General features: G+C 55.4%; 19 protein-coding genes and 1 riboswitch. Of the genes, 11 read left to right on the forward strand and 8 right to left on the reverse strand.

From position 1 onward, the window contains the following. Nucleotides 1–49: 49 nt before the first annotated feature. Complete coding sequence (locus ABLU88_RS16795) at nt 50–955, forward strand: LysR family transcriptional regulator (protein WP_219557744.1); 906 nt, start codon at nt 50–52, stop codon at nt 953–955. Between the two features lie 166 nt (nt 956–1,121). After that, entirely contained in the window at nt 1,122–2,009 is an 888-nt protein-coding gene (gene metF, locus ABLU88_RS16800) for a methylenetetrahydrofolate reductase (protein ID WP_004856019.1), read from the forward strand. Between the two features lie 122 nt (nt 2,010–2,131). Here the strand turns inward: metF and ABLU88_RS16805 are convergent, their stop codons facing one another. From ABLU88_RS16805 to ABLU88_RS16820, 4 genes are all read right to left on the reverse strand, one after another. Further along, a complete protein-coding gene (locus ABLU88_RS16805) occupies nt 2,132–2,881 on the reverse strand; it encodes a DeoR/GlpR family DNA-binding transcription regulator (RefSeq protein WP_163461719.1) in 750 nt (249 codons plus the stop codon). Nucleotides 2,882–3,009: 128 nt separating this feature from the next. Next, nucleotides 3,010–4,113, reverse strand: coding sequence for a glycerol dehydrogenase (locus ABLU88_RS16810; RefSeq protein ID WP_102803649.1), 1,104 nt, complete (start codon nt 4,111–4,113; stop codon nt 3,010–3,012). Between the two features lie 56 nt (nt 4,114–4,169). Further along, the gene (fsa, locus tag ABLU88_RS16815) at nt 4,170–4,832 is read right to left on the reverse strand and encodes a fructose-6-phosphate aldolase (RefSeq protein ID WP_025106567.1); all 663 of its coding nucleotides are present in this window, start codon (nt 4,830–4,832) and stop codon (nt 4,170–4,172) included. 205 nt (nt 4,833–5,037) lie between these two features. Beyond that, a complete protein-coding gene (locus ABLU88_RS16820; RefSeq protein ID WP_025106568.1) occupies nt 5,038–5,901 on the reverse strand; it encodes an AraC family transcriptional regulator in 864 nt (287 codons plus the stop codon). 151 nt (nt 5,902–6,052) lie between these two features. On the opposite strand from ABLU88_RS16820, the gene zinT reads away from it, so the two are divergent. Then, complete coding sequence (gene zinT / locus ABLU88_RS16825; RefSeq protein ID WP_163461703.1) at nt 6,053–6,700, forward strand: metal-binding protein ZinT; 648 nt, start codon at nt 6,053–6,055, stop codon at nt 6,698–6,700. A gap of 96 nt (nt 6,701–6,796) precedes the next feature. On the opposite strand, the gene ppc is transcribed toward zinT, so the two are convergent. Both ppc and argE read right to left on the reverse strand, forming a co-directional pair. Continuing rightward, the gene (gene ppc, locus ABLU88_RS16830) at nt 6,797–9,448 is read right to left on the reverse strand and encodes a phosphoenolpyruvate carboxylase (protein ID WP_032747324.1); all 2,652 of its coding nucleotides are present in this window, start codon (nt 9,446–9,448) and stop codon (nt 6,797–6,799) included. 254 nt (nt 9,449–9,702) lie between these two features. Next, complete coding sequence (argE, locus tag ABLU88_RS16835) at nt 9,703–10,854, reverse strand: acetylornithine deacetylase (protein WP_004127321.1); 1,152 nt, start codon at nt 10,852–10,854, stop codon at nt 9,703–9,705. A gap of 184 nt (nt 10,855–11,038) precedes the next feature. Between argE and argC the strand changes: the two genes are divergently transcribed. From argC to oxyR, 4 genes are all read left to right on the forward strand, one after another. After that, a complete protein-coding gene (gene argC / locus ABLU88_RS16840) occupies nt 11,039–12,043 on the forward strand; it encodes an N-acetyl-gamma-glutamyl-phosphate reductase (RefSeq protein WP_116280655.1) in 1,005 nt (334 codons plus the stop codon). A 6-nt stretch (nt 12,044–12,049) separates the two neighbouring features. Further along, nucleotides 12,050–12,826: an acetylglutamate kinase gene (argB, locus tag ABLU88_RS16845; protein WP_086544362.1), complete on the forward strand. Its 777-nt coding sequence runs from the start codon at nt 12,050–12,052 to the stop codon at nt 12,824–12,826. Nucleotides 12,827–12,903: 77 nt separating this feature from the next. Further along, nucleotides 12,904–14,277, forward strand: coding sequence for an argininosuccinate lyase (gene argH / locus ABLU88_RS16850; RefSeq protein ID WP_014227439.1), 1,374 nt, complete (start codon nt 12,904–12,906; stop codon nt 14,275–14,277). Nucleotides 14,278–14,544: 267 nt separating this feature from the next. Beyond that, complete coding sequence (gene oxyR / locus ABLU88_RS16855; protein WP_014227441.1) at nt 14,545–15,462, forward strand: DNA-binding transcriptional regulator OxyR; 918 nt, start codon at nt 14,545–14,547, stop codon at nt 15,460–15,462. On the opposite strand, the gene sthA is transcribed toward oxyR, so the two are convergent. Further along, nucleotides 15,445–16,845: a Si-specific NAD(P)(+) transhydrogenase gene (gene sthA, locus ABLU88_RS16860; RefSeq protein WP_004116922.1), complete on the reverse strand. Its 1,401-nt coding sequence runs from the start codon at nt 16,843–16,845 to the stop codon at nt 15,445–15,447. The genes oxyR and sthA overlap by 18 nt on opposite strands. A 196-nt stretch (nt 16,846–17,041) precedes the next feature. Here sthA and fabR point away from each other — a divergent pair, with 196 nt between their 5' ends. Both fabR and ABLU88_RS16870 read left to right on the forward strand, forming a co-directional pair. Beyond that, nucleotides 17,042–17,677, forward strand: coding sequence for an HTH-type transcriptional repressor FabR (fabR, locus tag ABLU88_RS16865; protein WP_004107582.1), 636 nt, complete (start codon nt 17,042–17,044; stop codon nt 17,675–17,677). A 15-nt stretch (nt 17,678–17,692) separates the two neighbouring features. Then, nucleotides 17,693–18,052 (forward strand): YijD family membrane protein, encoded by a 360-nt coding sequence (locus ABLU88_RS16870; RefSeq protein ID WP_004856046.1) that lies wholly within the window; start codon nt 17,693–17,695, stop codon nt 18,050–18,052. Nucleotides 18,053–18,098: 46 nt separating this feature from the next. Here the strand turns inward: ABLU88_RS16870 and trmA are convergent, their stop codons facing one another. Further along, nucleotides 18,099–19,199: a tRNA (uridine(54)-C5)-methyltransferase TrmA gene (gene trmA, locus ABLU88_RS16875; protein ID WP_014227442.1), complete on the reverse strand. Its 1,101-nt coding sequence runs from the start codon at nt 19,197–19,199 to the stop codon at nt 18,099–18,101. A gap of 116 nt (nt 19,200–19,315) precedes the next feature. Continuing rightward, nucleotides 19,316–19,498, forward strand: a riboswitch (cobalamin riboswitch). Between the two features lie 65 nt (nt 19,499–19,563). Here trmA and btuB point away from each other — a divergent pair. After that, nucleotides 19,564–21,432 carry a TonB-dependent vitamin B12 receptor BtuB gene (gene btuB / locus ABLU88_RS16880; RefSeq protein WP_348837206.1) on the forward strand — a complete coding sequence of 623 codons (1,869 nt, stop codon included), beginning with the start codon at nt 19,564–19,566 and terminating at the stop codon, nt 21,430–21,432. Continuing rightward, on the forward strand, nt 21,377–22,231 hold the full coding sequence (murI, locus tag ABLU88_RS16885; protein ID WP_025106575.1) for a glutamate racemase: 855 nt from the start codon (nt 21,377–21,379) through the stop codon (nt 22,229–22,231). Before btuB ends, murI begins: the two co-directional genes overlap by 56 nt. The last annotated feature ends 118 nt before the right edge of the window (nt 22,232–22,349 follow it).

Genomic DNA, 22,349 nt, shown 5'->3' on the forward strand with positions numbered 1-22,349 from the left:
GGAAGTTTTCCTGACTTGAGTAATACCCTTTTCGTGATACCTTTTCAGTATGACAAATTCACGTTTACACACTCTGGATATTCGCCTGCTGCGCTACTTTGCGGTGGTGGCGGAGGAAAATAACATCAGCCGGGCCGCGCAGCGGCTATTTATTTCGCAGCCGCCGCTGAGCCGTCATATTCGCCATCTGGAAACGCAGCTGGGGGTAACGCTATTCTTGCGGCATACCAAAGGTCTGATCCTTACCGACGAGGGAAGACGGGTGCTGGATATCATTCGGCCTCTGCTGGTGCTTCAGGATCGCACCCTGGCGGCGTTGAGCCAGCTCTCTGCGCCCGCGCAGCAGCCTCTGCGTCTGGGGTTGACCACCGCCTTTGAGCAAGGCGTTTTCGCCGCCGCGGAATCCGCTCTGGGTGAGTACACCGGCGCATTGCACATCACTCGTCAGTCATCACCGGCGTTGGCCCAACTGGTGCGAAAGGGCAAGCTCGATGCGGCGCTGGTGGCGCTGCCGCTGAATACCGAGGGGCTTCACCTGCATCCTTTGTCTTACCTGGAGCCGCTTATCGCGGCGCTACCCGCATCCTGGCCGGAGGCCGCCAGGGCGGAGCTGACGTTAAGCGCACTCAATCATCGGCCGCTGTTCTGGTTTAAACGCGAGCGTAATCCCGATTTTTTTGACTATACGCGACGTATTTTTGACCGGGCAGGCTATGTGCCCACCTACGTGGAGGAGCCTGCCGAGCATGATGTTCTGCTGGCGCGGATTGCGCGCGGAGAAGGCCTGATCCTCCTGCCGGCCTCTTTTTCCGCGATTCAGCGGCAGGGGGTCGTCTTTTGTCCTTTGCAGGATGCCAGCCAGCAGCTTCCGCTTAGGCTGGGAATGGTGACGCTGCCCGCAAATGAGAGGGTACGGGAAAGGGTAACAGCAGTCGTTGAAAAATCATTGCCTTAGCGAAAAAGAGATGAATTAATTTCATCCTGGCTGAATATTCCTCACTGTTTACGCTGATTTTTCTATTGACGCGGATGCCCTTTTCCGTCATTTTTACATCTGGACGTCTAAACGTATAGAAGTTCGCGACACAACAAACAATAAAATGCGATTGATGAGGTAAGGTATGAGCTTTTTTCACGCCAATCAGCGGGAAGCCCTGAATCAGAGCCTGGCGGAAGTGCAGGGCCAGATTAACGTCTCCTTTGAATTCTTTCCGCCGCGCACCAGTGAAATGGAGCAAACCCTCTGGAAATCCATCGATCGCCTGAGCAGCCTGAAGCCGAAGTTTGTCTCCGTGACCTACGGCGCTAACTCCGGTGAACGTGACCGCACCCATAGCATTATCAAAGGTATTAAAGAGCGTACCGGTCTGGAAGCCGCCCCGCATCTGACCTGTATCGATGCCAGCCGCGATGAGCTGCGTACCATTGCTAAAGATTACTGGGATAGCGGGATTCGCCATATCGTTGCGCTGCGTGGCGACCTGCCGCCTGGCAGCGGTAAGCCGGATATGTACGCGGCCGACCTGGTGACTCTGCTGAAAGAGGTCGGGGACTTTGATATTTCCGTTGCGGCTTATCCGGAAGTCCATCCGGAAGCCAAAAGCGCGCAGGCCGATCTGCTTAACCTGAAGCGCAAGGTCGAGGCCGGAGCAAATCGCGCGATTACCCAGTTTTTCTTTGATGTTGAAAGCTACCTGCGTTTTCGCGACCGCTGCGTCTCTGCGGGTATCGACGTCGAAATTATTCCGGGCATTCTGCCGGTCTCTAACTTCAGGCAGGCGAAAAAATTTGCCGATATGACCAACGTGCGTATCCCGACGTGGATGGCGAAAATGTTCGAAGGTCTGGACAATGACGCCGAAACCCGCCAGCTGGTGGGGGCGAACATCGCCATGGATATGGTGAAGATTCTCAGCCGCGAAGGGGTGAAGGATTTCCATTTCTATACCCTGAACCGCGCGGAAATGAGCTACGCGATTTGCCACACTTTAGGCGTGCGCCCGGCGTAAGCAGGCTTCATATTTCCCCGTCCTTCTCTTCTCTCTGCGGCGTCAAAACATCTTCGGCGCCGCTTGTTCTGGTTATTTCCTTAACACATCTTTACGGGCGGTAGAACGGGGTGCCTGTGCCATCAGAGGTGACTATCCGCCAGCAGCAGCGGTACGTTTTGCGTTTGCATCAGAGAGAGGATATCGGGGGAGAGGCCGGTCTGGCTGATAACGAGGTCAAGGTCTGCCAGGCGGGCATGGCCTGCAAGGAACGTTTGACCAAATTTACTGCTGTCCGCCAGCAGGATTTTTTGCCGCCCGGCGCGCATCAGCGCTTGTTTGACGTGGGCATCGGCCATTTCAGGAACCGTCAGCTCTCCAAGATCGTTGACGCCCTGAGTGCTGAGGAAGACTTTGTCGGCGTGGATATGACGAAAGAAGTCGGCGGTACTGAAAGAGACCATTCCCTGGCTGGCGTCTTCATATTCACCGGGCGCGACGATCAACTTGATATTTTTTCTTCCTTTCAGGAGATTAACCACCGGAATGGAGTTGGTTATCACCATGATTTTCTTATCGAAAATAAAATGAGCGAGCGCCAGCGGCGTGGTGCCGCAGTCGATAATAATCGTGTCGCCATCTTCAACCTGCTCGGCGGCTTTCTGGCCAATCAGGTGCTTATCATCGGCCATTTGTATCGATTGCAGCTGAAAGCCGGGCTCGACGCTGGCACCGCGGGTTAAGTAGGCTCCACCGTAGGTTGTTTTTACAATACCTTGTTTTTCAAAGAAAGAGAGATCGCGACGGATGGTCATTTTGGTGACGCCGAACTTTTCGGCGAGGTCATTGACGACGACTTTTTTGTCCTGTTGCAAAATGGCGTAAATGCTCATTCTTCGATTTGATGACTGCATATCTACGATTCACCCAAAGGAAAATCGCACTATAAAATACATCGTTTTGGCGGGCAATGGCGGGCGAAAAGAACATACCCGCCTGCTGGCGGGTATGTCGCGAGGGTTTATTCCCACTCTTGCAGGAAGCGTTGACCGTACTGGTCGGCCACCAGAAGCGCGGCATAGACCTGATCCGGCGTCGCGCCGCCGGGCATATTGTGGATGGTTTCACCTTCCGCGCAGGCGGCTTCCGCCACGGTACGCATTTTGCCCGGGATATCGACTTTAATATCCAGCTGCGCCAGGGTGATAGGCAGCCCGACGCTATGGCACAGCGCCGCTACGGTTTCGATCTCTTCCACCGGCGCGTTTTCCAGTACCAGCTGCGTAAGCGTACCGAAAGCCACTTTTTCACCATGGTAGTAGTGGTGAGCGTCCGGAATAGCGGTCAGACCGTTATGGATAGCGTGCGCAGCCGCCAGGCCGCCGCTTTCAAAGCCGACGCCGCTCAGATAGGTGTTGGCTTCAATAACCCGTTCCAGCGCCGGCGTCACCACGTGCTGCTCCGCCGCCAGCATCGCTTTTTCGCCCTCTTCAACCAGCGTGTTGTAGCACAGTTCAGCCAGCGCCAGCGCCGCCTGGGTGCATTTTCCGCCCGCCATGGTGGTCGCGCCGCTGCGGGAGCAGGCACGCGCTTCAAACCAGGTCGCCAGCGCATCACCGATACCGGCTGCCAGCAGGCGCGCCGGGGCGCCTGCAACGATTTGCGTATCGACAATGACCATGTTCGGGTTGCGCGGCAGCATCAGGTAGCTATCAAACTCGCCGTCATCGGTATAGATGACCGAGAGCGCGCTGCACGGCGCGTCGGTGGAGGCAATCGTCGGGGCAATAACCACCGGCAGATTCATAAAATGTGCTAATGCTTTTGCGGTATCCAGCGTCTTGCCGCCGCCGATACCCAGCACGGCGGTGCAGCGGGCGGAACCGGAAATATCACGCAAGCGGTTGATTTCGTTATGTGAGCATTCGCCGCCAAACGGTGCGATTTCGCCAGCCAGCCCCGCATCCGCCAGGCTTTTACGCAGTTTTTCTTCGGCAAAACCGAGTACGAATTTATCGCCCACGATGAGCCAGCGTTCTGCCAACGGCTTGAGGTATCCACCAAGGCGGGTAATGACGTCCGCGCCCTGAATGTACTTACCGGGTGATTGAATAATGCGATCCATTTCTATTCCTCCTGGATGACCGTGATGCCACCCCCCTGGGCAGCTCGCCGATCGGGTTACAGGTTTAGCGTTCCAAAAGCGTTATTCCAGTCCTGCTCAAACTTCTCAATAGCTGACTCTACCGCAGGGGTACCGAGCATTTGTTGCGCTACATCTAACGGAAGGGTGATCGCTTCGCAGCCTGCTAACAGGCAATCCAGCGCCTGGCGCGGCGTCTTAAAGCTGGCGGCCAGCACTTTGCTTTCCGGCGCATGCAGCTCCAGCAGGGACTGCAGCTCCTGGACCATGCGGATGCCGTCACCGCCCTGGGCGTCGACGCGGTTGACGTACGGCGCCACATATTTTGCCCCGGCCAGCGCGGCCAGCAGGCCCTGAGATGCGCTATATACCGCCGTACCCAGCGTGGGGATACCTTCTTTTTTCAACAGTTTGATAGCGGCAAGGCCTTCGGCGGTGACCGGGATTTTTACCACGATACCGGGGACGGCGTTGCTCAGGCGTTTGGCTTCTTCCACCATGCCCTTCGCGTCGCGGCTCATGGTCTGGGCGAACAGAATACCTTCCGGACCGACGGCTTTTTGCAGGCGCGGAAGAACATCCCAAACCGGCGTTTTACCGGCTGCGATAATGCTCGGGTTGGTGGTCACGCCGGCCAGCGGGTAGATGCGCGCCAGGCGTTCAACTTCTGCTACGTTTGCGGTGTCCAGATAGAGTTCCATGATGCTTTCCTCAATGCTTAATTCGGTAGTGTCGTTGAGGAAAGAATACGGCTTTCACGCGGAGGGTCGCCAGATGACAAATTTGCCAAAAACTGGATAAATGTACGCATTGCGGTTAATGATGATTTAGATCACATTTATCCCGCCACCCGGATTAAAATGGGAAAATAAGAGCGCACAAAAGTCAGGTTTAACACACAAAAATCTAGTTTTTTAGCGAAGCCGTTTTTTCCGTCAGCTGGCTGTGATACTGACGGCGATACTCCGACGGCGAGCGCTCGGTGTTTTTGCGAAACAGGCGGCAGAAGTAGTTGCTGTCGGCGAAACCACAGGCGTGGGCGATATCTTTCACTTTCATATCGTGGCCTTTTAGCAGCATTCTGGCCTGCTCCAGACGGATGTGATTCAGGTATTCGTTAAAGCCCATTGGCCCGCATTTCTGGAACAGATGGGAAAGATAGTTTGGTGAGAGATAAAACGCCTGCGCCACCGACTCGCGGGTTAACGGGTCGGCAAAATGGGCATCAATATGTTTACGAATCGCTTCAAAAAGCGCCTGGCTGCGCGATGACGTTTGTACCTGGCTGCCCAGCAGATCGGCACAGTGGCTGAGCAGGCTGGTGACAATACAGCGGGCCGTATGCTGTTCCTGCGGCTGCATCTGCATTTCATTCAGCGCCTGCAGCAGAAACGATCCAACCCGGGGGCCGCGGCGAGGAACCTGCTGTTTATCCAGCACGTTAAGCGCGCTGCCGTCCCAGTGGCGTAGAACGAATTCCAGCTGCTGCTTACCAAATAAGACAGTTAACAGCGTGGAGGGCATCAGCCACTGCGGGTCATTCCATCCGCCTGCGGGGACGTACAGCACATCGTGCGGCGTCAGCTGCGCCTGGTCGGCCTTAATCGCCGGATCGCGAAGCTGCCCCGCAAGCATGATTTCGAGGCGCGGAAAATCGACGCTTAGCGCTTTCTCAGAAGCCGGTCTGGATTCTGTGGAAAAGTGGACTTTGCCGATTACCGCCGGGCCTTTAATAAAAGAATCAATGGCCTGATTAATGTCGCTATCCATTCTCTCTCCGCGTCGCGCGATCCCGTTTCATCATACCTAACAAACTGGCAGAGGGAAAAGCCGCGCGATTTTTCTGCGAAGAGAGTTGTAAGATTTGATTGATATGTTATATCGTAACATATTATTGCAAACCTAAACTCAGGAGAGAGTGATGACCCGAAAGATTTCCGCGCTTATGCTTGGTGTAAGCCTGGTCCTGGCGAGCAGTCAGGCGGTCGCCCACGGCCACCATAGCCATGGCCCGGCGCTGACCGAAGCGGAGCAGAAGGCGAGTGAAGGCATTTTTGCCGACCAGGACGTAAAGGACAGGGCGCTGAGCGACTGGGAGGGTATCTGGCAGTCGGTTAATCCCTATCTGCTGAACGGCGATTTAGATGCCGTGCTGGAGCAGAAGGCCAAAAAAGCCGGTAAAAGCGTGGCGGAATATCGGGAGTATTATAAGAAGGGCTACGCTACCGATGTGGACCAGATTGGTATCGAAGATAACGTCATGGAGTTTCACGTCGGGAAAACCGTCAACGCCTGCCGGTACGCCTATTCCGGCTACAAAATTCTGACCTACGTATCCGGTAAAAAAGGCGTGCGCTACCTGTTCGAATGCCAGCAGGCGGATTCAAAAGCGCCGAAGTTTGTTCAGTTTAGCGATCACACCATCGCGCCGCGCAAGTCCCAACATTTCCATATCTTTATGGGCAATGAGTCCCAGGAAGCTCTGCTGAAAGAGATGGATAACTGGCCAACCTACTATCCTTATGCCCTGCATAAAGAGCAGATTGTCGACGAAATGCTGCACCACTAATAAAAAAAGCTCCGGTAAATGCAATGCTTACCGGAGCTATGGTTTTTAACCCGGCTCGCGCTACGCTTAGCCGGGCTACAGGTTTCTCAGGGCGAACTAGCCGGTGTTACGCATGCCTGCCGCAACGCCTGCGATGGTGACCATCAGCGCTTGCTCAACGCGCGGGTCCGGTTTTTCACCTTTCTCTTCCGCCAGACGTGAACGATGGAGCAGCTCGGCCTGGAGCACGTTCAGCGGGTCGGTATAGATATTACGTAGCTGGATGGACTCCGCGATCCACGGCAGGTCGGCCATCAGGTGGGAGTCGTTGGCGATTGCCAGTACCACGTTGATATCGGCGGACAGCAGTTCACGCAGCTCTTCGCCCAGCTTCCACAGTTCCGGTTTCACCAGACGCTGATCGTAATATTCCGCCAGCCACAGGTCGGCTTTTGAGTAGACCATCTCCAGCATGCCGAGGCGGGTAGAGAAGAACGGCCAGTCGCGGCACATGCTTTCCAGCTCGCTCTGCTTGCCGCCTTCAACGACTTTTTGCAGCGCGGCGCCGGCGCCCAGCCAGGCTGGCAGCATCAGGCGGTTTTGCGTCCACGCGAAGATCCACGGAATAGCGCGCAGCGACTCGACGCCGCCGGTCGGGCGACGTTTGGCCGGACGCGAGCCCAGCGGCAGTTTGCCCAGCTCCTGCTCCGGCGTCGCGGAACGGAAGTAAGGAACAAAATCTTTATTTTCACGCACGTAGCCGCGATACATCTCGCAGGAGACGTCGGACAGCTCGGCCATGATGTCGCGCCATTGCGCTTTTGGCTCCGGCGGCGGCAGCAGGTTGGCTTCCAGAATCGCGCTGGTGTAGAGCGACAGGCTGCTGATGGTGACTTCCGGCAGGCCGTATTTAAAGCGGATCATCTCGCCCTGTTCGGTAACGCGCAGACCGCCTTTCAGGCTTCCCGGAGGCTGAGAGAGCAGGGCCGCGTGCGCCGGCGCGCCGCCGCGGCCGATAGAACCGCCGCGACCGTGGAACAGCGTCAGTTCAATGCCGGCTTTTTCACAGGTCTTAATTAACGCGTCCTGCGCCTGATACTGCGCCCAGGAGGCGGCCATCACGCCCGCATCTTTCGCCGAGTCGGAATAGCCGATCATGACCATCTGCTTGCCCTGGATAAAGCCGCGATACCAGTCGATATTCAGCAGCTGGGTCATAACGTCGTCGGCGTTATTCAGGTCGTCCAGCGTTTCGAACAGCGGGGCGACCGGCAGCGCGAAGCCGATGCCGGCCTCTTTCAACAGCAGATGCACGGCCAGGACGTCTGACGGCGTTTTCGCCATCGAAATCACGTAGGCCGCAATAGAGCCGCGCGGCGCTTCGGAGATGACTTTGCACGTCTCGAGCACTTCGCGCGTTTCTTCGCTTGGCTCCCACTGGCGCGGCAGCAGAGGACGCTTGGAGTTCAGTTCGCGGATCAGGAAGGCCTGTTTATCGGCTTCTGACCAGCTTTCATAGTCGCCGATGCCGAGATAGCGGGTCATTTCGCCCAGCGCTTCGGTGTGGCGGGTGCTTTCCTGACGGATATCGATACGCACCAGCGGTACGCCAAAGGCTTTTACGCGGCGCAGGGTATCGAGCAGCTCGCCGTTGGCGATAATGCTCATACCGCAGGCTTGTAGCGACTGGTAACAGGCGTAAAGCGGTTCCCACAGCTGCTCGTTTTGCGTGATAAGGCCCGCCGGTTTGGGCAGTTTCTGTCCTTTCAGGCGCGCTTCCAGCCAGGCCTGGGTCTCCATCAGCTGCGTGCGCAGTTTTTTCATCAGGTAACGATAGGGTTCCTGAGCGCCTTCCGCGCCTGCCAGCTCACGCAGCTCGTCGGTGCACTCAACCATCGACAGCTCGGAAATCAGCAGCTGGACATCTTTCAGGAACAGATCGGTTGCCTTCCAGCGGCTGAGCAGCAGGACGTGGCGGGTAATGTCGGCGGTCACGTTCGGGTTGCCGTCGCGGTCGCCGCCCATCCAGGACGTAAAGCGAACCGGAACAAAATCGACCGGCAGCCGATAGTTCAGGTTATCTTCCAGCTGTTCATTCAGCTCGCGCAGGTAGTTCGGTACGCCTTCCCACAGGCTATTTTCGACAACCGCGAAGCCCCATTTGGCTTCATCCACCGGGGTAGGGCGATGCTTGCGGATTTCATCGGTGTGCCACGACTGGGCAATCAGCTGGCGCAGACGGCGCATGACCTGATGACGTTCATAGTCCGCAATGTCGTTGTTATCGAGCTGCTTCAGGCAGCTGTTGATCTCGCCCATCTTGTGGATCAGCGTACGACGCGTGATTTCGGTCGGGTGCGCGGTCAGCACCAGCTCCAGCGACAGGGATTCAACGGCTTGTTTAATAATCGTTTCGTTGAGATTGGGTTGCTCTTTGAGCTTTCTCAGGGTGCGGGCAATCACTTCCGGATTACTGGCCGCTTCGCCTTTTGGCGAAATGCTGTGGTATTGCTCAGCGGTATTCGCCAGGTTCAGAAACTGGCTAAAGGCGCGCGCCACCGGCAGCAGCTCGTCGTTGGACAAGTTTTGCAGCGTGGTGAGCAGCTCCTGGCGGTTGGCTTCATTGCCAGCGCGAGAAGATTTGGACAACTTACGGATAGTTTCGACACGATCAAGAATGTTTTCTCCCAGCGCATCCTTGATGGTGTCGCCCAGCACCTTACCGAGCATACTGACATTACTACGCAAAGCGGAATATTGTTCGTTCATGTTACCCCAGACACCCCATCTCATTTTATTTTGTTATATCCGGCGCTCGATAATTTGAGCAGTGGATAAGCAACCGTCTTTTATAAAGCCACGTAAAAACCCCCACGTCAATTGTTGCGAAATCGCTTCAGCAAACGAATAAATGGCGGCAATTTGCGAAATTTAACTCGGAGGTCGCTTGATAAGCGTTGCTTATGAAAATGTGATAATTGTCACCCTCTCGCGCCGATGAAATCGCACGAGAGAATGGGTATTTAATGCCAGCAAAAATGGTGAACCACCTGAGTGATGAGCTCGCGGGTCGGCTTAATAAAGCGCGTTTCCAGGTACTCATCCGGCTGGTGGGCCTGGTTGATAGAGCCCGGGCCTAACACCAGCGTTGGGCAGAGGGTCTGAATAAACGGCGCTTCGGTACAGTAGTTGACCACGTCGGTTTGCGCGCCGAGGAGTTTTTCGACGACCTCAACCAGCTTATGGTCCGGCGGGCATTCGTAACCGGGGATCGGCGGATGCAGTTCAGAAACGGTCAGGCGACCAGGCCAACGCTCGCTCACTGGCGCCAGCGCTTCGTTAAGGAGCCCGTTGAGATCGTTGAGCGTCATTCCGGGCAGCGGACGAATATCCATATGCAGTTCGCAGCAGGCGCAAATGCGGTTGGAGGCATCGCCGCCGTGGATGGCGCCGAGATTCAGCGTCGGCCAGGGAACGGTAAAGGCGGCATAGTGATAACGCTCTTTTAAGTCGTCGCGCAGCTGCATGATGCGGCCAATGGCGTCGTGCATCAGTTCAATCGCGTTGACGCCGCGTGCCGGGTCGCTGGAGTGGCCCGACTGCCCCTGAATGCGAACCGCGTTGGACATGTGGCCTTTGTGCGCGCGTATCGGCTGCAGCGACGTGGGCTCGCCGATAATGGCGCAGTCCGGTCGCAGCTGGGTCGTCTCGGCGAAGTAGCGGGCGCCGGCCATGCTGGTCTCTTCATCGGCCGTCGCCAGAATATAGAGCGGCTTTTTCAGCTGAGTGACGTCAACGTCGCGCAGGGCGTCGAGAATAAAAGCGAAGAAGCCTTTCATATCCGCGGTGCCGAGACCGTACAGCTTATTGTCGTGCTCGGTCAGGGTAAAAGGGTCGCGGGTCCAGCGGCCATCATCAAACGGGACGGTATCGGTGTGCCCGGCAAGCAGCAGGCCGCCAGCGCCGTGGCCGCTGCTGGCCAGCAGGTTGAATTTATTACGCGTGTCCGGCACTGGCTGAACTTCAACATTAAAGCCGATATCGCGGAACCAGCCTGCCAGTAAATTGATTAAAGACTCATTGCTTTGATCCAGCGCCTCTTCGGTTGCGCTGATGGAAGGTGTGGCGATCAGCGCGCGGTAAATCTCGATAAAGGGCGGTAATTTGTTTTTCATTGTTGACACACCTCGGGTCGTGATAGTATCAATATTCATGCATTATTTGTGAATAAAAATACATTATCGTTGAGCGTAAGAAAACCCATCGAATGTAAGGATGATGCTCTTACGGCTCAACAGGGTGGGGAAGGCAACGGTCTTCCAGGGCAAATATACGTAAGCAAGAAGGTGAAGAGCCCCAATGTTGAACACGCTGATTGTGGGCGCCAGCGGTTATGCCGGCGCAGAGCTAGTGGCCTATGTAAATCGCCATCCTCATATGACCATAACCGCATTGACGGTCTCCGCGCAAAGCAATGATGCGGGAAAATTAGTTTCCGATTTGCATCCGCAGCTGAAAGGCATTGTCGATCTGCCGCTGCAGCCGATGTCCGATATCAGCGAGTTTAGCGCCGGAGTCGATGTCGTTTTTCTGGCTACCGCGCACGAGGTAAGCCATGACCTGGCGCCGCAGTTTCTCGCCGCTGGCTGCGTCGTGTTCGATCTCTCCGGGGCGTTCCGCGTTAATGACGGCGCCTTCTATGAAAAATATTACGGTTTCACTCATCAGCACCCTGAACTGCTGGAGCAGGCGGTTTACGGCCTGGCCGAGTGGAGCGTCGAAAAGCTAAAAGAAGCCAATCTGATCGCCGTACCGGGCTGCTACCCGACGGCGGCTCAGCTATCGTTAAAACCGCTGATCGACGCGGGGCTGCTGGATCTTAACCAGTGGCCGGTGATCAACGCGACCAGCGGAGTCAGCGGTGCCGGGCGTAAAGCCTCTATTGGCAATAGCTTCTGCGAAGTCAGCCTGCAACCCTACGGCGTTTTCAACCACCGTCATCACCCGGAAATTTCAACCCACCTGGGCGCGGACGTTATTTTTACTCCGCATCTGGGCAATTTTAAGCGTGGGATTCTGGAAACCATTACCTGCCGTCTGAAGCCTGGCGTGAGCAAAGAGCAGGTGGCGGAGGTATTCCAGCAGGCCTATGCGGATAAGCCGCTGGTACGTTTATACGATAAAGGTGTCCCTGCATTGAAAAATGTCGTGGGTCTGCCATTCTGTGATATCGGTTTTGCGGTCCAGGATGAACATATCATCGTGGTGGCGGCGGAAGATAACCTGCTGAAAGGCGCGGCCGCGCAGGCCGTGCAGTGCGCAAATATTCGTTTCGGCTTCGCTGAGACGCAGTCTCTTATTTAAGGTGTGATGATGAATCCTTTAATTATCAAACTTGGCGGCGTCCTGCTGGACAGCGAAGAAGCGCTTGAGCGCCTGTTTACGGCACTGGTGAACTACCGCGAATCCCATCAGCGCCCGCTGATTATTGTGCACGGCGGCGGCTGCGTGGTGGATGAACTCATGAAGCAGCTCAACCTGCCGGTGAACAAGAAAAACGGTCTGCGGGTCACGCCGGCGGATCAGATCGACATTATTACCGGCGCGCTGGCGGGAACCGCCAACAAAACGCTGCTGGCGTGGGCGAAGAAGCACGGCCTGGCTGCCGTTGGGCTATTCCTTGGCGATGGCGATAGCGTCAAAGTGACGCAGCTTGATGAAGAGCTGGGTCATGTCGGATTCGCTCAGCCGGGTTCTCCGGCGCTGATTAACACGCTGCTGGCGGGCGGTTATATGCCGGTCGTTAGCTCCATCGGCGTCACCGATGAAGGCGAGTTGATGAACGTCAACGCCGACCAGGCGGCGACCGCGCTGGCGGCAACGCTCGGCGCAGACCTGATTCTGCTGTCTGACGTAAGCGGCATTCTTGATGGCAAAGGGCAGCGCATCGCGGAAATGACCGCCGAGAAGGCTGAACAGCTGATCGAGCAGGGCATTATCACCGACGGCATGATCGTCAAAGTGAATGCGGCCCTGGACGCGGCGCGGACATTAGGCCGCCCGGTCGATATCGCCTCCTGGCGCCACGCGGAGCAGCTCCCTGCGCTGTTTAACGGCACGCCGATCGGCACGCGTATACTGGCATAATCAATTTATCATTTTGTCGGCCCGGTAAGCGTAGCGCCGCCGGGTAATAAAATTCAAAGATATTAAGGAAGCATGTTATGGCACTTTGGGGTGGGCGTTTTACTCAGGCAGCGGATCAGCGGTTCAAACAGTTCAACGACTCTTTGCGCTTTGACTATCGCCTGGCGGAGCAGGATATCGTTGGCTCTGTTGCCTGGTCCAAAGCGCTGGTGACGGTGGGCGTACTGTCCGCCGATGAGCAGCTACAGCTGGAAGAGGCGCTGAACGTTCTGCTGGAAGACGTGCGGGCTAACCCGCAGCAGATCCTTGAAAGCGATGCGGAAGATATTCATAGCTGGGTGGAAGGTAAGCTGATCGACAAGGTCGGCCAGCTGGGCAAAAAGCTGCACACCGGGCGTAGCCGTAATGACCAGGTGGCGACCGACCTGAAGCTGTGGTGCAAAGATACCGTGATGGAACTGCTGTCGGCGAATCGTCAGCTACAAAGCGCGCTGGTTGAGACGGCGGAGAATAATCAGGACGCCGTTATGCCGGGCTATACCCACCTGCAGCGCGCGCAGCCGGTGACGTTTGCCCACTGGTGTCTGGCCTATGTCGAAATGCTGGCGCGTGATGAAAGCCGCCTGCAGGATGCGCTTAAACGTCTGGACGTCAGCCCGCTGGGCTGCGGAGCGCTGGCGGGTACCGCCTATGAAATCGATCGTGAACAGCTTGCCGGCTGGCTGGGCTTCGCATCGGCGACCCGCAATAGTCTGGACAGCGTGTCCGATCGCGATCACGTACTGGAACTGCTGTCCGATGCCTCAATCGGTATGGTCCACCTGTCGCGTTTTGCTGAAGATCTGATCTTCTTCAATACCGGCGAAGCGGGCTTTGTTGAGCTTTCTGACCGCGTGACTTCTGGCTCATCCCTGATGCCGCAGAAGAAAAACCCGGATGCGCTGGAGCTGATCCGCGGTAAATGCGGCCGCGTGCAGGGTGCGCTGACCGGCATGATGATGACCCTCAAAGGTCTACCGCTGGCCTACAACAAAGATATGCAGGAAGATAAAGAAGGCCTGTTTGACGCGCTTGATACCTGGCTCGACTGCCTGCATATGGCGGCACTGGTGCTCGACGGTATTCAGGTAAAACGCCCGCGTTGTGAAGAAGCCGCGCAGCAGGGTTACGCCAACGCCACCGAACTGGCGGATTACCTGGTTGCCAAAGGCGTACCGTTCCGTGAAGCGCACCATATTGTCGGTGAAGCGGTAGTGGAAGCCATTGCCCAGGGCAAGCCGCTGGAGGATCTGCCTCTGGCCGATTTGCAGAAATTTAGCCCCGTGATTGCGGATGACGTCTATCCGATTCTGGCGCTGCAGTCGTGTCTGGATAAGCGTGCGGCTAAAGGTGGCGTTTCTCCTCAGCAGGTGGCTCAGGCGATTGCCGACGCTAAACAGCGTCTGGTGTGATCCGCCTGCGGGGCTACTTTTAAGGCGGTAAATAAACGAAGCTCGGGTAACTCCGGGCTTTTTTATGCAAAAAAAAGCGGACACAAGGTCCGCAAAAGTTCACGTTGGCTTTAGTTATCCGGGTAGAGAGGTGATGAGGAAGCTCAATGATTTTCTGAACTTTTCCTCATTTATGGGTTTATTATTGAACAGAAACCTTGATAGGGATAATCGTTCGTTGCTATTCTATCTATCGCCATGGACTATCGTGGCGATGGAGGATGAATAATGAATATTCGCGATCTTGAATATCTGGTAGCGCTAGCCGAACACCGCCACTTCCGCCGTGCGGCGGATTCTTGCCACGTCAGCCAACCGACGCTCAGCGGGCAAATCCGTAAGCTGGAGGATGAACTCGGCGTGATGTTGCTGGAGCGCACCAGCCGTAAGGTTCTGTTCACCCAGGCAGGGCTGCTGCTGGTGGATCAGGCGCGTACCGTGCTACGAGAAGTCAAAGTGCTTAAGGAAATGGCGAGCCAGCAGGGAGAGACCATGTCCGGGCCGCTGCATATTGGACTGATCCCGACGATTGGCCCTTATCTGTTGCCGTTGATTATCCCGATGCTGCACCAGACCTTTCCCAAGCTGGAAATGTATCTGCATGAAGCACAAACCCATCAGCTTTTAGCGCAGCTTGATAGCGGTAAGCTCGACTGCGCGATTCTGGCGCTGGTCAAAGAGAGCGAAGCGTTTATTGAGGTGCCGCTGTTTGATGAGCCCATGATGCTGGCTATCTACGAAGATCACCCGTGGGCGAACCGCGAGTGCGTGCCGATGTCGGACCTGGCCGGTGAAAAGCTGCTGATGCTGGAAGATGGGCACTGCCTGCGCGATCAGGCGATGGGCTTTTGTTTTGAAGCGGGCGCCGATGAAGATACCCATTTCCGGGCGACGAGCCTCGAAACGCTGCGTAACATGGTGGCTGCCGGTAGCGGCATCACGCTGTTGCCAGCCCTGGCCGTGCCGCAGGAGAGAAAGCGCGATGGCGTGGTCTATGTGCCCTGCATCAAGCCGGAGCCGAGACGTACCGTGGGGCTGGTTTATCGCCCGGGTTCGCCGCTGCGTAGCCGCTATGAACATCTGGCGGAGGCCATCCGCGGTAAGATGGATGGCCATTTCGACGCCGCGTTAAAACAGGCGGTTTAAGCCATTTAACGCCGCTACCCGATAGGCTTCCGCCATCGTCGGATAGTTAAAGGTGGTGTTAACGAAGTACTCAATGGTGTTACCACCGCCTTTCTGCTCCATTATCGCCTGGCCGATGTGAATAATTTCGGCCGCGCGCTCGCCAAAGCAGTGAATCCCGAGGATCTCTTTCGTTTCGCGATGAAAGAGGATCTTCAGCGTACCGACGCTCATGCCGACGATCTGCGCCCGGGCCAGATGTTTGAACTGTGCGCGACCCACCTCGTAAGGCACCTTCATTGCCGTCAGCTGCTGCTCGGTTTTACCGACGGAGCTGATTTCCGGAATAGTGTAAATCCCGGTAGGGATATCCTCAATCAGGTGCGCCGATGCCTCGCCTTTTACCAGCGCCTGGGCAGCGATGCGGCCCTGGTCGTAGGCGGCGGAGGCCAGGCTTGGATAGCCAATCACATCGCCGACGGCATAAATATGCGGCAGGGCGGTTTGATACATGCTGTTGACCTTCAGCTGGCCGCGGCTGTCGGTTTGCAGACCGATATTTTCCAGCGCCAGTGAGTCGGTGTTCCCGGTGCGGCCGTTAGCGTACAGCAGGCAGTCCGCTTTGAGCTTTTTGCCGGATTTCAGATGCATGATGACGCCGTCATCAACGCCCTCAATCTTTTCGTACTCTTCATTGTGGCGAATGACCACGCCGCTGTTCCAGAAGTGATAGGAGAGCGAGTCAGACATCTCCTGATCGAGGAACGCCAGCAGACGATCGCGGGTGTTGATCAGATCCACTTTGACTTCCATTCCCCGGAAGATCGACGCATATTCGCAGCCGATCACCCCGGCACCGTAGATGATCACATGGCGCGGTTCGTGATGCAGGCTGAGAATTGAGTCGCTGTCATAAATGCGCGGATGATGGAAGTCGACGTCTGCCGGATGGTACGGGCGTGAACCACAGGCAATCACGAACTTTTCCGCCGTCACCGTTTCCACGGTACCGTCGTGGCACTCCAGCGCGATAGTGTGTTCATCAACAAAATGGGCATTGCCCTGCAGGATTTCGCAGTGGTTACGCTCATAGAAACCCTGACGCATATGGGTTTGCTGGTTAATGACGCTGTCGGCATGATTCAGGATGTCGGCGAAGGAAGAACGAAGAAGACGGGAATGGTCGCTGTAGAGGGGATTTTGGTTAAACTCGATAATACGGCTGACGGCATGGCGGAGGGCTTTTGACGGGATGGTCCCCCAGTGGGTACAACCGCCGCCGACGTTATGGTAGCGCTCAATGACGGCAACGCGTGCTCCCTGTTTCACCAGCCCCATGGCGGCACCTTCTCCGCCAGGACCGGAACCAATCACAATTGCATCATAATCCCAAGAGTGTGACATGGCATTACTCACCTGTTTTATACATAAAATAAACACGATGATAACATTCGCCGCGCTTTAACCCAATTATCGTTGTGCTTTTTTGCGGCATAAAAGCAGAAACAGCTCGTAAACAATCATTCACAATCCAGTGTAAACCGATTAGTTCTAATCTCTGGTATAGTGCCGGAAGGGCTTATGGAAGGATTCAGACAACGTGATGGGCGTAAGAGCGCAACAAAAAGAAAAAACCCGGCGTTCGCTGGTGGAAGCGGCATTCAGTCAGCTGAGTGCTGAGCGCAGTTTTGCCAGCTTGAGCCTGCGCGAAGTGGCGCGGGAAGCGGGGATCGCCCCGACGTCCTTCTATCGTCATTTTCGCGACGTCGATGAGCTGGGTCTGACCATGGTGGATGAAAGCGGGCTCATGCTGCGCCAGCTGATGCGCCAGGCGCGCCAGCGTATCGCTAAAGGCGGCAGCGTCATTCGCACCTCTGTTTCCACCTTTATGGAATTCATTGGCAACAACCCGAACGCCTTCCGCCTGCTGCTGCGGGAACGCTCCGGTACCTCCGCGGCGTTTCGTGCCGCCGTGGCGCGTGAAATTCAGCATTTTATCGCGGAACTTGCCGACTATTTAGAAATCGAAAACCATATGCCGCGCGCCTTTACCGAAGCGCAGGCTGAAGCTATGGTCACCATCGTATTTAGCGCTGGCGCCGAGGCTCTCGATGTGGGCCCGGAGCAGCGTCGACAGCTGGAAGAACGCCTGGTGCTGCAGCTCAGAATGATCTCGAAAGGCGCGTATTACTGGTATCGCCGTGAACAAGAAAAAATATCAAATCATTCCGAATAACGTGAAGGACGAGCAATGAAACACTCAGTACAAGATAGAGGTACGCTGCTGCTGGCGCTGATCGCAGGTTTATCCATTAATGGTACCTTCGCCGCGCTGTTCAGCTCCATTGTCCCTTTTTCCATCTTCCCCATTTTGTCGTTGGTGCTGACGGTTTACTGCCTGCATCAGCGCTATCAGAATCGTAGTATGCCCGTGGGTTTGCCGGGGCTCGCCGCTGCCTGTTTTATTCTCGGGGTGCTGGTTTACAGTACCGTCGTGCGCGCGGAATATCCGGACATCGGCTCTAATTTCTTCCCGGCGGTTCTGTCGGTGATTATGGTGTTCTGGATTGGCTACAGGTTACGCAACCGCAAGAACGCGGTCGCTGAATAATCTCTCACCCGGCAGCAGCGCTGTTGCCGGGTTTTCTCGCGCAGCTTTACTTCTTCGTTAGCAGCACGCCGCATTCCATATGATGGGTATAGGGGAACTGGTCGAATAGCGCCAGGCGCGCGATCTCGTGGGTCTCACTGAGCGTTTCCAGGTTCTGGCATAGGGTCTCCGGATTGCAGGAGATATAGAGAATACGCGGATACGCCTGCACCATTTTCTCCGTTTCGCTATCCAGCCCGCTGCGCGGCGGATCGACGAAAATCGTCTCGCACTGATAGCTCTTCAGGTCGATTCCCTGCAGGCGGTTAAACTCCCGCACGCCGTTCATCGCCTGGGTAAACTCTTCCGCCGACATGCGGATAATCTGCACGTTATCAATGTGGTTCGCTGCAATATTGTATTGCGCCGCCGCGACGGACGGTTTGGCGATTTCCGTTGCCAGCACGCGTTCGAAATTACGCGCCAGCGCCAGCGAAAAGTTGCCGTTGCCGCAGTACAGCTCAAGCAGGTCGCCGGTTGCGCCTTTAGTGGCGTCGATAGCCCACTCCAGCATCTGAATGTTCATCGCCGCATTTGGCTGGGTGAAGCTATTCTCAACCTGACGATAGATCATTTCACGCCCGCCAACCGGCAAGCGTTCATCGATATAATCTTGATCCAGCTCGATTTTAGTTTTCGTGGCGCGGCCAATCAGGTGCACATTCAGATTTTGCGCCCGCAGCGCATCGCGCAAGCGCGCCGCCTGCTGACGCCATTCATCGTCGAGCTTTTTATGATACAGCAGCGATATCACGGCCTGGTTACTCAGGGTGGTGAGATAATCCACCTGAAACAGTTTGTGGCGCAGTACCGGGTTATCGCGTACGCCCTCAATCACCGCGGCCATCAGCTGATTAATCAGCTCGCTGGCGGCCGGGAAAGTCTCGACGCGGATCCGGGATTTGGTCTGCTGGTCGAACATAATGTGGTACAGATCGTCGCCATCGTGCCACAGGCGAAACTCTGCGCGCATGCGGTAGTGGCTGACCGGCGAACGAAACACTTCCGGAACCGGGGCGCTAAAAGGCGCCATCATTTTCTGCAAACGGACGACTTTTTCTGCCAGCTGCGCTTCATATTGTTCGGTAGGAAGGTGTTCGGGGGTCATGATGCATCCTGAATAAAATAAGTACGCGGGGATTGTAGGGAAAGCGCCGGGGATGTCCAGCCCTGATGATATAAGGAAATATAACGGTAGAAGTCTGGACATCTATATGTTTCTGATTATAGCATCGTGCTACCGGTCCTATGAGTTAATAGGGAATCCAGTGTAAATCTGGAGCTGACGCGCAGCGGTAAGGAAAAGTGGGATGAGCGCATTATGCAGACACTGCGGCTATTTAGCGGGAAGTCCTCGTCCATTAAACACTCCAAGCCCGAAGACCTGCCGGAATACGTCGCATTTGGTTTCTATCATCGCGTGCTACTGATAGAGCCGGCGGCATCCTTTGTTTATTACGGATGCTTTAAAAATGATTAAAAAAGCTTCGCTGATGACGGCGCTCTCCGTCACGGCATTTTCCGGCTGGGCGCAGGACAGCAATTCAGATACGTTAGTGGTCACAGCAAACCGTTTTCAACAGCCGGTCAATACGGTTCTTGCGCCGACCGATGTGGTTACCCGGGAAGATATCGATCGCTGGCAGGCGAAAGATTTAAACGATGTGATGCGCCGATTGCCTGGCGTGGACGTCGCGCAAAATGGTGGCATGGGTCAATCCTCCTCTCTGTTTATCCGTGGTACTGAAGCCAAACAAGTTCTGGTGCTGGTTGACGGCGTTCCCATGGCCCGACCGGGTATTACAAATAACCCCGATCTGAACCAGATCCCTTTGTCGCTGGTGCAGCGCGTCGAATATATCCGCGGCCCGCGTTCAGCGATTTATGGTTCCGGGGCAATGGGCGGCGTGATTAACGTCATTACGCATTCCGATAAAGAACAATCCAAAATTACCGCTGGGGTAGGATCGAAAGGCTACCAACAATATGACGGTACCCTGCGCCATCGCTTTGGCGATACGGTGGCGACGATTGCGGGTTCTTATGAGGGTAATAAAGGCTTTAACGTTCAGCCCGATTCAACCTGGGATCACGACGGCGATCGCGACGGTTTTCGTAATAAAACGTTTTGGGGCAGCCTCGAGCATAAATTTAACGAGAATGTTGACGGTTTCTTCCGCGGACACAGCTACACCAACAACTCTGATTACGATCTGGGAAGCCCGCCGTATAGCCCGGCCTACAGCGCCGATGAAAGCCAGCTCTATAACCAGAGCTGGGATGCGGGGCTGAACTTTAATTCCGGAATTTATTCCTCCCAGCTCATCGCCAGCTATCAGAAGATAAAGGACTACAACTACAGCAGTATTTATGGCCGTTATAATGATGGGACGACGTTCGACAGGATGACGCAGCGTAACCTGCAGTGGGGCAATAACGTTATTGTCGGTCATGGCTCTGTCAGCGCAGGGGTGGACTGGCAGCAGCAGCGGTTAACTTCATCAGACACGGCGATGTCGGATACCTACAAACGTGACAATACGGGACTGTACCTGACGGGCCTGCAGCAAGTTGGCGACGTGACCCTCGAAGCGTCCGGACGTGAAGACCACGATGAGCAGTTTGGCTGGCACGGTACCTGGCAGACTACCGCAGGCTGGGAGTTTGTCGAAAATTATCGCCTGACTCTCGGCTACGGTACCGGCTTCCTCGCGCCTTCTTTAGGGCAACAGTTTGGCTCCACTCGATTTGGTATCAACGCGAATCCTAATCTGAAACCTGAAGAGTCGAAACAGTGGGAAGCTGGGCTGGAAGGGCTCACCGGTCCCGTGGACTGGCGCTTGTCCGCGTACCATTACAAAATTACTAACCTGATTACCTATTATTCCGATCCTGTTACCTATGACGGGGAATACGACAATATCAATGCCGCGACGATTAAAGGCGTGGAATGGACGGGAAGTATCGATACCGGTATTTTCAGCCATCGCGTAACGTTGCAGTATGTCGATCCGCGCAACGATGATAACGGTGAAGTGCTGGCCCGTCGTTCTAAACGACAGGCAAAGTATCAGCTGGACTGGTCCATGTTTGATGTCGATATGGATGTGTCCTGGCAGTATTATGGGAAGCGTTACGATAACAACACCTCCCAGTACAACAATACGCAAAGAATTTTGCCGAGCTACAGCACGGTAGACGTTTCTGCATCGTATCCGATCACCGATCGCCTGACAGTTCGTGGTAAAATAGCTAACCTGTTCGATAAAGATTACGAGACAGCTTATGGCTACCAAACTGCAGGACGAGAATACTACTTGTCTGGCAGCTACACCTTCTGATCCACGTCCCACCGTGCTGGTGTTTGATTCCGGCGTCGGTGGGCTGTCGGTTTACAATGAGATTCGGCAGCTTCTGCCGAATCTGCATTATATCTACGCTTTCGATAACGTTGCTTTCCCCTACGGCGAGAAGAGTGAAGAGTTTATTGTTGAACGCGTCCTGGAGATTGTGACTGCGGTTCAGCAGCGTTACCCTCTGGCGCTGGCCGTTATTGCCTGTAACACCGCAAGTACCGTTTCCCTCCCCGCCTTACGCGATAAATTCGCCTTTCCGGTTGTCGGCGTCGTTCCGGCGATAAAACCGGCGGCCCGCTTAACGGCGAATGGCGTTGTTGGCCTGCTGGCGACGCGCGGAACGGTAAAACGCCCTTATACGCGCGAACTGATCTCCCGTTTTGCGAATGAATGCAAAATCGAAATGCTGGGGTCGGCAGAGCTGGTAGAACTGGCAGAGGCCAAACTGCACGGTGAGCCGGTCCCGCTGGATGAACTGCGGCGTATCCTGCGTCCCTGGCTACGAATGCAGGAACCACCTGATACGGTTGTGCTGGGGTGTACGCATTTCCCTCTAATACAAGACGAGCTGCAGCAGGTTCTGCCGGAAGGGACGAGAATGATCGACTCCGGAGCGGCGATTGCGCGTCGCACCGCCTGGCTATTAGAGCACGAAGCACCTGACGCAAAATCGAGTGATGCCAATATTGCGTACTGTATGGCGCTGACGCCTGAAACTGAGCAGCTTTTGAGCGTTTTGCGGCGCTATGGCTTCGAGTCGCTGGAAAAACTGGCGCTTTCATAGCGTTTTGCACAAAAAAGAGACGGTTGAAAGATTTTTTGAAAACAGGGCTTGTCAACGTCTCAGAACTCCCTATAATGCGCCTCCACTGACACGGAACAACGGCTTACAGCCCGCCGGG

It is taken from the genome of Klebsiella sp. GW_Kp182 (assembly GCF_040062275.1).
Lineage (GTDB): Bacteria > Pseudomonadota > Gammaproteobacteria > Enterobacterales > Enterobacteriaceae > Klebsiella > Klebsiella michiganensis.

Bases quoted from the DNA above. Each gene is read 5' to 3' on its own strand.
- ABLU88_RS16795 (WP_219557744.1), top strand. From the start codon at position 50: ATGACAAATTCACGTTTACACACTCTGGATATTCGCCTGCTGCGCTAC.
- murI (WP_025106575.1), top strand. From the start codon at position 21,377: ATGGCTACCAAACTGCAGGACGAGAATACTACTTGTCTGGCAGCTACA.
- ABLU88_RS16805 (WP_163461719.1), bottom strand. From the start codon at position 2,881: ATGAGCATTTACGCCATTTTGCAACAGGACAAAAAAGTCGTCGTCAAT.
- trmA (WP_014227442.1), bottom strand. From the start codon at position 19,199: ATGACCCCCGAACACCTTCCTACCGAACAATATGAAGCGCAGCTGGCA.
- fsa (WP_025106567.1), bottom strand. From the start codon at position 4,832: ATGGAACTCTATCTGGACACCGCAAACGTAGCAGAAGTTGAACGCCTG.
- sthA (WP_004116922.1), bottom strand. From the start codon at position 16,845: ATGTCACACTCTTGGGATTATGATGCAATTGTGATTGGTTCCGGTCCT.
- zinT (WP_163461703.1), top strand. From the start codon at position 6,053: ATGACCCGAAAGATTTCCGCGCTTATGCTTGGTGTAAGCCTGGTCCTG.
- ABLU88_RS16810 (WP_102803649.1), bottom strand. From the start codon at position 4,113: ATGGATCGCATTATTCAATCACCCGGTAAGTACATTCAGGGCGCGGAC.
- argC (WP_116280655.1), top strand. From the start codon at position 11,039: ATGTTGAACACGCTGATTGTGGGCGCCAGCGGTTATGCCGGCGCAGAG.
- argH (WP_014227439.1), top strand. From the start codon at position 12,904: ATGGCACTTTGGGGTGGGCGTTTTACTCAGGCAGCGGATCAGCGGTTC.
- argE (WP_004127321.1), bottom strand. From the start codon at position 10,854: ATGAAAAACAAATTACCGCCCTTTATCGAGATTTACCGCGCGCTGATC.
- ABLU88_RS16820 (WP_025106568.1), bottom strand. From the start codon at position 5,901: ATGGATAGCGACATTAATCAGGCCATTGATTCTTTTATTAAAGGCCCG.
- oxyR (WP_014227441.1), top strand. From the start codon at position 14,545: ATGAATATTCGCGATCTTGAATATCTGGTAGCGCTAGCCGAACACCGC.
- ABLU88_RS16870 (WP_004856046.1), top strand. From the start codon at position 17,693: ATGAAACACTCAGTACAAGATAGAGGTACGCTGCTGCTGGCGCTGATC.
- argB (WP_086544362.1), top strand. From the start codon at position 12,050: ATGATGAATCCTTTAATTATCAAACTTGGCGGCGTCCTGCTGGACAGC.
- ppc (WP_032747324.1), bottom strand. From the start codon at position 9,448: ATGAACGAACAATATTCCGCTTTGCGTAGTAATGTCAGTATGCTCGGT.
- btuB (WP_348837206.1), top strand. From the start codon at position 19,564: ATGATTAAAAAAGCTTCGCTGATGACGGCGCTCTCCGTCACGGCATTT.
- metF (WP_004856019.1), top strand. From the start codon at position 1,122: ATGAGCTTTTTTCACGCCAATCAGCGGGAAGCCCTGAATCAGAGCCTG.